The following is a 12,824-nucleotide window of genomic DNA, read 5'->3' as shown; positions in this document are numbered from 1 at the left end:
AGGCTATTCTTAATTATTTGCGGCAATTCTTTATTTATTCATGTCAATTACATCATAATCAGAGCAATCCTGGGTATTAGTGTGACAAATTCCCATACCATTTTATCAGCCGCGATGCGAGAATCCTGATTACGTTATGAATAGCATCAAACTAACTGCTTTAGGCTTTACGTAGTTGGTGCCAGGATGAAGAAGTAAGCCTTTTCCCTCTCCTCCTCCTAATTGTAATTTTTCGTAATAATGCGATGAAAACCTTCAAAGAGTGGATTATAGTTAATCTAACAAATGTGAGGGCAAGTCCAGGTCAGTAAGTTTTCCCATCCCGAAAGGTGTCCGTTAGTTCAATCGCTAAGAAGGGGACGCGTTATGGATGAATACTCACCAAAAAGACATGATATTGCACAGCTTAAGTTTCTTTGCGAAACCCTGTATCATGACTGTCTTGCAAACCTTGAAGAAAGCAATCATGGTTGGGTTAACGACCCTACCTCGGCTATCAATCTGCAACTTAATGAACTCATTGAGCATATTGCAACCTTCGCGCTTAATTACAAAATTAAGTATAATGAAGACAATAAGCTCATTGAGCAGATAGATGAATATCTGGACGACACCTTTATGTTGTTCAGTAGTTATGGTATTAATATGCAGGATCTCCAGAAATGGCGGAAGTCAGGTAACCGACTGTTCCGTTGTTTCGTGAATGCCACGAAAGAGAATCCTGCAAGTTTATCTTGTTCGAATTATTACAACCATGGGTAGAAGTATGTCCGATAAACCTTTAACAAAAACCGATTATTTGATGCGTTTGCGTCGTTGTCAGACAATTGACACGCTGGAACGTGTTATCGAGAAAAATAAATACGAACTATCAGATAATGAACTGGCGGTATTTTACTCAGCCGCAGATCACCGCCTTGCAGAATTGACCATGAATAAGCTTTACGACAAGATCCCTTCCTCGGTGTGGAAATTTATTCGATAACTCAATTAGTATAAAATCAGGCTATAACAGTCTGTTTATTAAGTATATTCTATTTTTTCCATGAAGGCATTCCTCATGTGATCTCCATCACACAGAAGTAACGGGAACGTTCTCTTCATTGGCTTTTTGCATTACTGTGTTGCCGCATTTTCAGCAACCAGGATGTTTGTAATGAGCACAGAAAAAGAAAAGATGATTGCTGGTGAGTTGTATTGCTCGGCAGATGAGACTTTATCTCGCGATCGCCTGCGCGCTCGTCAGCTTATTCACCAATACAACCATTCCGCGCCGGAAGATCAATCACTACGCCAACAAATTCTCACCGATTTACTCAGCCAGGTTGCGGATGCGTATATTGAGCCTTCCTTTCGTTGCGACTATGGCTATAACATTTTCCTCGGTAAAGGGTTTTACGCAAACTTCGATTGCGTAATGCTTGATGTCTGCCCTATTCGTATTGGCGATAATTGCATTCTGGCTCCGGGCGTTCATATTTATACCGCTACACACCCTGTCGATCCTGTAGAACGTAATGCTGGTGGTGAACTGGGGAAACCGGTGACTATCGGTAATAACGTCTGGATTGGGGGGCGTGCCATCATTAACCCGGGCGTTACCATTGGCGATAACGTCGTAGTGGCATCAGGTGCGGTCGTCACAAAAGATATCCCGGACAACGTCGTCGTGGGCGGCAACCCAGCCAGAATCATTAAAAAGCTGTAACTACAATTTGCAACTGTTATGCAAAATTGTGGCAAATCTGTTACTTTCTTCATATCATTCCCACGTTAAAATAGGGTGTTCACTGGAAAGTTGCAGATACCACGAAGGCAAAAGATGACTGAAATACAACGCCTGCTAACCGAAACGATTGATTCTCTGAATACGCGCGAAAAACGCGACAACAAACCCCGCTTTAGTATCAGTTTTATCCGCAAACATCCGGGGCTGTTTATCGGCATGTATGTTGCTTTTTTTGCCACACTGGCGGTAATGTTGCAGTCCCAAACGCTGTCAGATTCAGTCTGGCTACTGGTTGTGTTATTCATCCTGCTTAACGGTTTCTTCTTTTTCGATGTCTACCCACGCTACCGCTATGAAGATATCGACGTGCTCGATTTTCGGGTTTGCTATAACGGCGAATGGTATAACACGCGATTTGTCCCTGCTGCGCTGGTTGAAGCCATACTGAACTCGCCGCGTGTCGCGAATATCCACAAAGAACAACTGCAAAAAATGATCGCCCGTAAAGGTGAACTGTCTTTTTACGATATATTCACCCTCACCCGCACCGAAGTAACATCTTAAGTTAGGTTTTCCCACCAGGCGTAAACCTCTACGCCTGGTCAATTGACAACGATCGTTGCCACCTGTCACTGCATGAAATCCCCGTCCTAACCACTGATCTCTTGCCAGCCTTTTTTCACGATCAGATATACTTTCCCTACACTGTGTTAATAAGGACATGCTGGTGAGAACACGACATCTGGTCAGCCTGATTTCAGGTGTACTTATACTTTCAGTACTGCTGCCTGTCGGCTTAAGCGTCTGGTTGGCCCATCAGCAGGTAGAAGCGTCATTTATTGAGGAGTTGAATACCTATTCTTCCCGTGTCGCTATTCGGGCCAATAAAGTGGCGATGCAAGGAAAAGATGCGCTGCAAGAGCTGGAAAGATGGCAAGGTGGAGCCTGTAGTGAAGAACATCTCATGGAAATGCGCCGGGTTTCATACAGCTATCGCTATATTCAGGAAGTGGTCTATATCGATAACAACATTCCCCAGTGCTCTTCTCTGGAACACGAAAGCCCACCGGATACCTTCCCGGAGCCGGGGAGGATTTCAAAAGAGGGTTATCGTGTCTGGTTAACCTCGCACAACGACTTAGGTATCACCCGTTACATGGTTGCTATGGGAACCGCACATTACGTAGTAATGATCGATCCTGCCTCCTTTATCGACGTAATTCCTTATAGCTCATGGCAAATTGATGCCGCCATTATTGGCAATGCCCATAATACTGTCATAACCAGCAGCGATGAAATTGCCCGGGGCATTATTACCCAACTACAAAAAACGCCCGGTGAGCATATCGAAAATAATGGAATTATTTACGACATCCAGCCCCTCCCGGAGATGAATATTTCCATCATCACCTGGGCTCCAACGAAAATGTTGCAAACAAGCTGGTATCGGCAGGTCTTTATTTGGTTACCTGTTGGGTTATTAATTGGTCTGCTGGCAGCGATATTTGTGCTTCGTATTTTGCGCCGCCTCCAGTCACCGCATCACCGACTGCAAGATGCCATCGAAAACCGTGATATTTGCGTACATTATCAGCCGATTGTCTCCTTAGCCAATGGCAAAATTGTCGGTGCCGAAGCACTGGCACGTTGGCCACAGACGGACGGTAGCTGGTTGTCACCGGATAGTTTCATCCCGCTGGCACAGCAAACGGGTCTTTCTGAACCACTGACGCTGCTGATTATAAGAAACGTATTTGAAGATATGGGCGACTGGCTGCGACAACACCCGAACCAGCATATTTCAATCAATCTGGAATCTACTGTGCTCACATCGGAAAAAATTCCGCAACTCCTGGGGAAAATGATCAACCACGACCAGGTTAACCCTAAACAGATCGCGCTTGAACTCACAGAGCGCGAGTTTGCCGATCCGAAAACCAGCGCTCCGATCATTTCTCGCTACCGGGAAGCCGGTCATGATATTTATCTGGATGATTTCGGTACTGGTTATTCGAGCTTAAGTTATTTGCAGGATCTGGATGTCGATATTCTGAAAATAGATAAATCCTTCGTTGACGCACTGGAATATAAAAATGTCACCCCGCATATCATCGAAATGGCAAAAACGCTGAAGCTGAAAATGGTGGCGGAAGGCATCGAAACCAGCAAACAGGAAGAGTGGCTACGCCAGCATGGTGTGCACTACGGTCAGGGCTGGTTGTACAGCAAAGCTTTGCCAAAAGAAAATTTCATTATCTGGGCAAAACAGCATCTCTGAATTAGGGGCTGGCGGCACGCCGCACAGCCCGTCACGCTACTCGTCGATGATTGACTCGAACCCACCGTAAATCATCCGTTTGCCATCAAACGGCATTGATTCACCGAACTCTTTCATCCGTGGGTCAGACATCATTTTTTGATTGGCAGCGTCGCGGACCTCTTTTGAAGGATATTCAATCCAGCTAAACACCACTTCCTCATTCTCTTCCGCTTTCACTGCCATGCGAAAATCGGTCACTTTGCCGTTTGGCACATCGCTGGCCCAACATTCGACAATGCGAAGCGCGCCAAACTCTTTAAACAGTGGCGCGGCCTTTGCGGCCATTTCCCGGTAGGCATCCTTATTTTCGGCAGGAACAGCAACAACAAACCCATCAACATACTTCATCAGAAACTCCTCCGAAGCGTACTGCGCAGTCAGGCAATTCCTGCAGCGTCAGTCGTGATTAAAGTTTAGCCACATTGAGATTTTTTGACGAAACGGCGGGGAAACAGAAATGGGTGGGGGCCCTGCCAGCTACATCCCGGCACACGCGTCATCTGCCTTGGCTGCTTCCTTCCGGACCTGACCTGGTAAACAGAGTAGCGTTGCGGGAGAACCAACAGAGCCCCCATTGAGAGCGTTGAGAACCAACGCGCAGGCGCATTATCACTGCTGCCCCTGCTAATTGCAACCCATTGCGTGCCAGATGCTGCTTTCTTGCGCAATTCGGCTTCACTCAGGCGTTTTTCCAGATTATGCTGAAAAATTACCTCAGGAAGAAAAGATGGAAAAAGAAGATTCATTTCCCCAACGCGTCTGGCAAATCGTAGCCGCTATTCCCGAAGGCTATGTCACCACCTACGGTGATGTCGCAAAACTGGCAGGATCACCCCGCGCCGCGCGCCAGGTAGGCGCTGTGTTAAAGCGCCTACCCGAAGGCAGCACCTTGCCCTGGCACCGGGTGGTTAATCGCCATGGCACAATTTCGTTAACCGGCCCAGATTTACAGCGTCAGCGGCAGGCGTTGCTGGCAGAAGGTGTGATGGTGTCGGGAAGCGGGCAAATCGACTTGCAGCGTTATCGCTGGATTTATTAACCCTCTCCGGACGGAGAGGGTTAATGGCGCTTAGTATTGCGTAGGTGCTGGAACTGCCGAAGACGGATTCACTTGTGTCGGGGAAGTCGACGGTACAGTGGTTGTTGCGCCACCGCTGGCCTGAACCGGCACGGCGGTTTGCTGAACCGGCACTAATGTCAGGTCAGCTTTGGTTCCGCCCTGATTGATCACCGGTTGAACGGTATCGGTGATAAACACCAGTTTGTCGTTGACGGTAACCGCCGCACTCAACAGGATACGCGCATTCGGCTGAACGTCTGCCGGGTTAAATGGCAGAACAAAACTGAACGGTGACTGTTTACCTTCGGTACGTACTGCTTTCTGCGCCAGAACTTTAGAAGGCGCATCCGCTAACGACGCGTCAGAAAGTGTCACGGTCAGCACAGCGTCAGGCGGCAGTGCGACTTTCTGACGGATCCAGACCGTACCGGAAACATTCGGTTGTTGTATAGCAGGTTGCTGTGTCGCTGCAATAGACGTATTTGCAGCCGGTGCTGGCGTCTGGATATCCGCGCTTTTATCCGCGCAAGCCGCCAACGCAATCGCAACCGCTAAACCACTGGCCATGTGCACGAGTTTCATTCACTTCTCCTTATTATCAATGCACCAGCGGGCTAACTTTCCTCGCCGGAAGAGTGGTTAACAAAATAGTAACGTCAATAAGTGTGGCACATGTCACGTATTAACGCCTGCATTTAGCCAGTAATTCAGACCATTGCACCCATCGGACCAGTAACAAAATTGCGTTATACTCAACTCACTTTGGCTTGCTGCGGCAGCTTTGTTACTGGAGAGTTAATATGAGTCAGGCCTTAAAAAATTTACTGACATTGTTGAATCTGGAAAAAATTGAGGAAGGACTCTTTCGCGGCCAGAGTGAAGATTTAGGTTTACGCCAGGTGTTTGGTGGCCAGGTCGTGGGTCAGGCGCTGTATGCTGCAAAAGAGACAGTTCCCGAAGAGCGTCTGGTGCATTCGTTCCACAGCTACTTTCTTCGCCCTGGCGACAGTAAAAAGCCGATTATTTACGATGTCGAAACGCTGCGCGACGGCAACAGTTTCAGCGCCCGTCGTGTGGCTGCTATTCAAAACGGCAAACCGATCTTTTATATGACGGCCTCTTTCCAGGCACCGGAAGCGGGTTTCGAACACCAAAAAGAGATGCCTCCAGCCCCTGCGCCTGATGGTCTGCCTTCGGAAACGCAAATCGCCCAGTCGCTGGCCCACTTGTTACCGCCAGTGCTGAAAGATAAATTTATCTGTGATCGTCCGCTGGAAGTCCGTCCGGTGGAGTTTCATAACCCACTGAAAGGCCACGTCGCAGCCCCCCATCGTCAGGTGTGGATCCGCGCGAACGGCAGCGTGCCGGATGATCTGCGCGTTCATCAGTACCTGCTCGGTTATGCCTCTGACCTCAATTTCTTGCCAGTAGCTTTACAGCCGCACGGCATCGGTTTTCTCGAACCGGGGATTCAAATTGCTACCATCGACCATTCCATGTGGTTCCATCGACCGTTTAATTTAAACGAATGGCTGCTGTATAGCGTGGAGAGCACGTCAGCGTCCAGTGCCCGCGGATTTGTGCGTGGTGAGTTTTATACCCAGGACGGCATGCTGATTGCCTCGACCGTTCAGGAAGGGGTAATGCGTAATCACAATTAAAAAACAGCCGGAGGTGAAAACCGTCCGGCTGTCAGATTGTTGGTAACGTGCTTTTGTTGATGCCGGTGGCGGCGTAAACGCCTTATCCGGCCTACCAATTCTTGTAAATTCAATAAATTGTGATTTTTATTGTCGGCCTGATAAGCACAGCGCATCAGGCAAATTTGTATTTGATTGCAGGTTACGCGTTATAGGCATTTTCGCCGTGGCTGTTGACGTCCAGCCCTTCACGTTCCTGTTCTTCCGGTACACGCAGGCCAACCGTCAAATCCGCCAGTTTGTAGCCGATAAACGCCACCACACCAGACCAGACGATCGTAATGGCGATACTTTCCAGTTGTACCAACACCTGATGGCCCATCGTCACACCTTCCGCGAAGCCCACACCGCCCAGCGAACTGGCGGCAAAAATTCCGGTCATGATACAGCCGACAATACCGCAAACGCCGTGTACACCGAAGACATCGCAGGGATCATCCACCCGCAGCAGACGTTTCAACATAGTCACGCCCCACAAGCCTGCCAGACCAGCTACCACGCCGATAATCAACGCGCCGCCAACACCAATGTAACCACAGGCAGGCGTCACGCCGACCAGACCGGCAATCGCACCAGAGCAAGCCCCCAGCAGAGAAGGTTTACCGCGCAGTGCCCATTCACCGAAGATCCAGCCAAGAATTGCCGCCGCCGTTGCTACCACGGTGTTAACAAACGCCAGTGCCGCAATTTCGTTTGCCGTGCCCGCAGACCCGGCGTTAAAACCAAACCACCCGATATAAAGAATGGCAGTTCCGGTAAAGACCATCGGCAGGTTGTGCGGTTTAAACGCCTCTTTGCCAAAGCCCACGCGTTTACCGACCAGATACGCGCCTACCAGACCGGCGATTGCGGCGTTAATGTGCACCACTGTGCCACCGGCAAAATCCAGCGCACCGTGGGAAGCCAGCAAACCGCCTCCCCAGACCATATGCGCAATCGGAATGTAAGAGAGCGTCAACCACACCACCACGAAGATTAACACTGCCGAGAAGCGAATCCTCTCCGCCAGCGCCCCGACGATCAAGCCAACGGTAATACAGGCAAACGATCCCTGAAACGCCACGTGGATATACTGATAGATACTGCCCATTACCGCGGTCAATTCGATATTTTTCAACATTAACCAGTTAATGTTGCCAAAGAAGTTGTTGCCCTCGCCAAACGCCAGTGAGTAGCCGTAAACCACCCAGAGAATACAAACCAATGCAAAGGTCACGGTCACCTGTGTCAGCATCGACAGCACGTTTTTACCGCGAATCAGGCCACCATAAAACAGCGCGATACCCGGAACAGTCATAAACAGCACCAGCGCAGTACAAATCATCATAAACGCATTGTCGGCTTTATCTGCCACCGCAGGAGCAGCCATTACCAGTCCTGGCAGCATCGCCAGTGAAGCAAGCCCAGTTTTTATCGTCGCTATCTTCATTTTTCAGTCCTGTTGCTGTGTGCCAGAGATTACAGCGCCGCTTCGTCGGCTTCGCCGGTACGGATACGAATGACGCGTTGCAATTCAGCGACAAAGATTTTGCCGTCGCCAATTTTTCCGGTGTAAGCCGCCTTGCTGACGATATCGATCACTTCATCGAGTTGATCATCGGCAATCGCCACATCGATTTTTACTTTTGGCAGGAAATTGACGCTGTATTCCGCGCCACGGTACAGCTCAGCATGCCCTTTCTGACGCCCGAAACCTTTCACTTCAGTGACGGTCAGGCCCTGGATGCCAATGGAAGATAACGCTTCACGAACGTCTTCCAGCTTGAATGGTTTGATTATCACGGTCACCAGCTTCATAGATCCCCTCCGGTCAGAATTCGGTAATGGTTCTGCTACACGAAGAAGGTATTGCAAGCGGTGTGCCAGAAATGAAAAACGAGAGGGAAAGCAGGACGCAAAGGTGATTGAAAACAAAAACGCACTATGACAGTGCACAGTGCGTTGCATTTTTGCACCAACGATGAAATTTTGCGCTAATCAGGCGCTCAACGATTCCTCTTCACGTACGCTGGCAGCCAGTTCTTCTCCTGCAAGTTGCAGTTGGTACATCTGCCAGTAACGTCCCTGAGCCGCAAGCAGTTGCTGGTGCGTCCCCTGCTCCACGGCTTGTCCACGATGAAGCACCAGAATGGTGTCGGCATCAACAATGGTCGATAAGCGGTGAGCGATCACCACCAGCGTAGTATGTTCGCGCACCGCCGCCAGGGCGTGCTGAATCGCCTGTTCAGTACCGGAATCAATACTGGCGGTTGCTTCATCAAGGATCAGGATTTGCGGTGTTTCTACCAGCACGCGCGCCAGCGCCAGCAACTGTTTTTGCCCGACTGAGAGATTATTCCCCTGCTCGCCCAACGGCGTATAAATGCCGTCGCTCATGCTGCGCGCCAGCTCTGCCAGTTGCACCGTTTCCAGCGCTTGCCAGACGCGTTCTTCGGAGATATCACGCCCCAGCGTAACGTTCGCCAGGAAGGAATCCGCCAGCACAACCGGATCTTGCTGCACCATTGCCACGCCCTGGCGCAGCGCGCTGTGACTTAGCGAACTTAACGGACGGCCGTCGAGACGAATCTCGCCTTCCGTTAGCGGGTAATAGCCCATCAGCAAACTTGCCAAAGTGCTTTTGCCACTGCCGGTATGCCCGACCAGCGCCACAAAGTTGCGCGAAGGCACAGACAGATTAATGTTTTTCAGTACCAGATTGTCATCACGATAGGCAAACGACACATTATCGACGTCAATGGTGCCGCTCTGTAACGGGCGATCATCATTGCCATATTGCTGGCGCGGCCCATCCATCAGTTCAAATACACGCTCACCTGCGACAACAGCCTGTTGCAGCATTGCCTGTTGCGTGGTCAGTTCGATTAATGGTTCGTTAAGTCGCCCCAGATAGCTGATAAACGCATACAACACGCCCACTTCAATAGTGCCACTGGCAGAGAAACCAAACAGCATCAACAAACCGCAAAGAATGAGCGATGAAAACAGACTAAGCAGTGGTCGCAGTAAAAAGCCGTCGAGCCGCAGGGTTTGCATTCGCGCCATATAGTGCGAACGGCTGGCCTCCCCCATACGTTCACCAAATCGCGCCTGCTGACGGAACTGCTGGATAACGCTCATGCCATTGATGATTTCGTTAAAACCGTCGTTGATATCCGCCAGATAGGCGCGCACGCGGCGGACAATCGGCGTACTGTAACGCTGGTATATCACCATCACCACCAGCACGACCGGGAAGATCATTATTGCCACCAGCGCCATTCGCCAGTCGAGACTGAACATCGCCACCAGCATCGCACCCACAAGTGCGGCGCTACGCAAAACGGTTGCTACCACGGTAACGTAGAGATCGCGGATCACTTCTGTGTCATTGGTGACGCGGGAAATGACCTGCCCGACCGGCTGGGTATCAAACTCACTTAATGGCTGGCGTAGCGCAGCATCCATCACATCGGTACGCAACTGTTGTACAACGCCAACCGCCGCCCGGTTAAACAACAACGACTGCGCGTAGTGCAGTCCGGCGGCAAGCAGTTGCAGCCCAACATACGCCACCGCCAGACCAACAACCATCTTCAACGGCAGATTATTTTTCGCCACCATATTGTCGATAAAATAGCTGATGAGCAGCGGCCCACTCACTTCTGCCGCTGCTGCAACCCACATCATCAGAACCGCAATACCCAGCGGCTTACGCCACGGCGAACCGTATGCTAACAGGCGCTTCAGAGTCGGCCACAGTTGGCTAAAACTACGCATCAACGGCCTCCTCGTGAATTTCAGGGGCATCGTCAAGCGCCGCCTCCAGTTGTTGATAGCGATACATATCGCGATACCAGCCGCTTTGTTGCGCCAGCACATCATGATCGCCGCGTTGAGCGATATGCCCGTGCTGCATCACAATTATTTCACTGGCTTCTGTCAGTGCAGAAAGACGATGGGCGCTGATGATGACCGTTCGCCCCTGTCCCCACTGGCGCAGGTTATGCAGGATCTGGTGCTCTGTGCGTCCGTCCACCGCAGAAAGCGCATCATCCAGAATGAGGATTTCCGCATTCACCAGTAACGCCCGGGCAATGGAGATACGCTGTTTTTGGCCACCGGAAAGCATCACGCCACGTTCGCCCACTTCTGTGTCGTAACCTTGCGGCAGACGAAGAATATCGTCATGCACACTGGCCAAACGCGCTACGTGCTCAATCTCTTGCTGGGTAGCATTCGGGCAACCCAGCGCAATGTTATTCGCCACGGTGTCGGAAAAAAGGAACGGCGTCTGACTGACGACTGCCAGGCGGCTACGCCAACTGTCGAGTTGTAGCTGCGTCAGAGGAATATCATGAAAGCGAATATCCCCCTCGCTGACGTCGAAATGACGCTGAATGAGTGACAGCACGGTACTTTTGCCGGAACCGGTCGGCCCGCAAATGCCCAGCATCTGACCGGGCTTCAATACGAAACTGACGTTTTCCAGCGCAGGATGGTGAGTTTGCGGATAGGTAAACTGGCGAATATTCACATCCAGTTTACCGCGTCCTTCCGGCACACTTTCGCTACCATCTTTGACGACCGGCGCTTCCGCCAGCATCGTTCGAATACGGCTGTACGCCGCGCTGCCGCGTTCCACAATGTTAAACATCCATGCCAGCGCCAGCATCGGCCAGATCATCAGGCCAAGATACATCATAAAACTGGTGAGCTGTCCCAGCGTTAAACTGCCCTGCACAACCATCCAGCTTCCCCCACCAATCGCCAGTAAATTCGCCATCCCAATAGCGATATAGATGGTCGGATCGAAACGGGCATCAATACGTGCCACACGCATGTTTTTCTTGCCAGTATCCTCGGCATCTGCGGCAAATAGCGCCGACTGGCGATCTTCCAGACCAAAGGCTTTAATCATACGGATACTGGTGAGGCTCTCCTGGGTGCGGTCGTTGAGGCTGGAAAACGCCGCCTGCGCCAGCTTAAAACGCTCATGTAAAGCGTCGCCATTACGTTTGATCATGATCGCCATCACCGGCATCGGCAGCAGCGCTATTAAGGTCAACTGCCAGCTAATTTGCGTTGACATCATAATCAGCACCGCGCAGCCCATCACCAGCGAATCCACCAGCGTCAGCACCCCTTCCCCGGCGGCAAATACCACGCGATCAACGTCATTCGTCGCGCGGGCCATTAAGTCCCCCGTCCGGTGACGCAGGTAAAATTCTGGATGCTGGCGGCTTAACTGGCGGTAATAATCTTCACGCAGTTCAACAGCCAGTTGATAAGACGCACCGAACAACAGTACACGCCAGACATAACGCAGTAGATAAACCACGACTGCAATCAGCACCATAGTGGCGATCCACATCAGGATCTGTCCGGTCGTAAAGTGTTGTTCCGTCACGCCATCGACCACAATCCCGACTACTTTCGGCGGAACCAGTTGCAGCATCGCGATAATGACAAGCAAGGCCACAGCCCCGAGATAGCGACGCCATTCCCGACGGAAATACCAGCTTAGTTGAGCAAATAATCGCACGCGTTGTGTCCTGACCTGATTTTGGATATTTATTCGATGGGTAAAGAAGTGGTGTATTTAATCTGTTCCATCGCGAAACTGGAAGTAACGTCCGACAGCCCTGGCACGCTGTTTACCAGACGCTTATAAAACTCGTCGTAGCGTTTCATGTCGGCAACCTGGACACGCATCAGATAATCGTATTCACCGGCCATGCGCCAGAACCCCAGCACTTCTGGCATTTCCGTTACCACCGTGACAAAGCGGCAATACCATTCGCTGCTGTGATGTTGCGTTTTAATCAGTACAAAAGCGGTCAGCCCGAGGCCAATTTTTTCCGGGTCCAGTAAGGCAACTTTGCCGATAAGGATACCGTCATCCTCCAGCCGTTTCAGACGCTTCCAGCAAGGCGTGGTTGTCAGATTAACGGCTTCTGCCAGAGCCTGCAAAGAGAGGGTACAATCCTGCTGTAGCAAGGCCAGCAGCTTACGATCAATTTTATCTAACATAGC

At 50.6% G+C, this 12,824-nt stretch carries 14 protein-coding genes and 1 other RNA gene; 7 read left to right on the top strand and 8 right to left on the bottom strand.

Annotated features, from left to right (window positions below):
* The first annotated feature begins 366 nt into the window (after positions 1 to 366).
* The 5 genes from tomB (at position 367) to C0K55_RS12345 (ending at position 4,007) form a co-directional block, all read left to right on the top strand.
* Entirely contained in the window at positions 367 to 762 is a 396-nt protein-coding gene (gene tomB, locus C0K55_RS12365) for an Hha toxicity modulator TomB (RefSeq protein WP_000344801.1), read from the top strand.
* 4 nt (positions 763 to 766) lie between these two features.
* Positions 767 to 985, top strand: a complete 219-nt coding sequence (locus C0K55_RS12360) for an HHA domain-containing protein (RefSeq protein ID WP_001280991.1) — start codon at positions 767 to 769, stop codon at positions 983 to 985.
* 171 nt (positions 986 to 1,156) lie between these two features.
* The gene (gene maa / locus C0K55_RS12355) at positions 1,157 to 1,708 is read left to right on the top strand and encodes a maltose O-acetyltransferase (RefSeq protein ID WP_105266416.1); all 552 of its coding nucleotides are present in this window, start codon (positions 1,157 to 1,159) and stop codon (positions 1,706 to 1,708) included.
* A 114-nt stretch (positions 1,709 to 1,822) separates the two neighbouring features.
* Complete coding sequence (locus C0K55_RS12350; RefSeq protein ID WP_001515897.1) at positions 1,823 to 2,293, top strand: YlaC family protein; 471 nt, start codon at positions 1,823 to 1,825, stop codon at positions 2,291 to 2,293.
* A gap of 163 nt (positions 2,294 to 2,456) precedes the next feature.
* Entirely contained in the window at positions 2,457 to 4,007 is a 1,551-nt protein-coding gene (locus tag C0K55_RS12345; RefSeq protein WP_105266420.1) for an EAL domain-containing protein, read from the top strand.
* 36 nt (positions 4,008 to 4,043) lie between these two features.
* Here C0K55_RS12345 and C0K55_RS12340 read toward each other — a convergent pair whose 3' ends face one another.
* Positions 4,044 to 4,397 (bottom strand): DUF1428 domain-containing protein, encoded by a 354-nt coding sequence (locus C0K55_RS12340; RefSeq protein WP_000878149.1) that lies wholly within the window; start codon positions 4,395 to 4,397, stop codon positions 4,044 to 4,046.
* A gap of 120 nt (positions 4,398 to 4,517) precedes the next feature.
* Positions 4,518 to 4,614, bottom strand: an RNA gene (ffs, locus tag C0K55_RS12335) — signal recognition particle sRNA small type.
* A 162-nt stretch (positions 4,615 to 4,776) separates the two neighbouring features.
* Here ffs and C0K55_RS12330 point away from each other — a divergent pair.
* Positions 4,777 to 5,088, top strand: a complete 312-nt coding sequence (locus C0K55_RS12330) for an MGMT family protein (protein ID WP_000409903.1) — start codon at positions 4,777 to 4,779, stop codon at positions 5,086 to 5,088.
* A 30-nt stretch (positions 5,089 to 5,118) separates the two neighbouring features.
* Here the strand turns inward: C0K55_RS12330 and C0K55_RS12325 are convergent, their stop codons facing one another.
* A complete protein-coding gene (locus tag C0K55_RS12325; protein WP_000779815.1) occupies positions 5,119 to 5,691 on the bottom strand; it encodes a YbaY family lipoprotein in 573 nt (190 codons plus the stop codon).
* Between the two features lie 218 nt (positions 5,692 to 5,909).
* Between C0K55_RS12325 and tesB the strand changes: the two genes are divergently transcribed.
* Complete coding sequence (gene tesB / locus C0K55_RS12320) at positions 5,910 to 6,770, top strand: acyl-CoA thioesterase II (protein WP_000075873.1); 861 nt, start codon at positions 5,910 to 5,912, stop codon at positions 6,768 to 6,770.
* Between the two features lie 181 nt (positions 6,771 to 6,951).
* Here tesB and amtB read toward each other — a convergent pair whose 3' ends face one another.
* The 5 genes from amtB to decR form a co-directional block, all read right to left on the bottom strand.
* Positions 6,952 to 8,238 (bottom strand): ammonium transporter AmtB, encoded by a 1,287-nt coding sequence (amtB, locus tag C0K55_RS12315; RefSeq protein ID WP_000685045.1) that lies wholly within the window; start codon positions 8,236 to 8,238, stop codon positions 6,952 to 6,954.
* Between the two features lie 29 nt (positions 8,239 to 8,267).
* A complete protein-coding gene (gene glnK, locus C0K55_RS12310) occupies positions 8,268 to 8,606 on the bottom strand; it encodes a P-II family nitrogen regulator (protein WP_000780338.1) in 339 nt (112 codons plus the stop codon).
* 180 nt (positions 8,607 to 8,786) lie between these two features.
* Complete coding sequence (locus tag C0K55_RS12305; protein ID WP_001256183.1) at positions 8,787 to 10,568, bottom strand: SmdB family multidrug efflux ABC transporter permease/ATP-binding protein; 1,782 nt, start codon at positions 10,566 to 10,568, stop codon at positions 8,787 to 8,789.
* The gene (locus C0K55_RS12300; protein ID WP_001515893.1) at positions 10,561 to 12,333 is read right to left on the bottom strand and encodes a SmdA family multidrug ABC transporter permease/ATP-binding protein; all 1,773 of its coding nucleotides are present in this window, start codon (positions 12,331 to 12,333) and stop codon (positions 10,561 to 10,563) included. Before C0K55_RS12300 ends, C0K55_RS12305 begins: the two co-directional genes overlap by 8 nt.
* 29 nt (positions 12,334 to 12,362) lie before the next feature.
* On the bottom strand, positions 12,363 to 12,821 hold the full coding sequence (decR, locus tag C0K55_RS12295) for a DNA-binding transcriptional regulator DecR (protein WP_000884589.1): 459 nt from the start codon (positions 12,819 to 12,821) through the stop codon (positions 12,363 to 12,365).
* Between the last annotated feature and the right edge of the window lie 3 nt (positions 12,822 to 12,824).

The sequence above is a fragment of the Escherichia sp. MOD1-EC6098 genome, from assembly GCF_002965865.1.
In the GTDB taxonomy this organism is placed as follows: Bacteria; Pseudomonadota; Gammaproteobacteria; order Enterobacterales; family Enterobacteriaceae; genus Escherichia; species Escherichia marmotae.
Note: the sequence above shows the minus strand (reverse complement) of the source record. Positions and strands in the feature narration are given on the sequence as shown.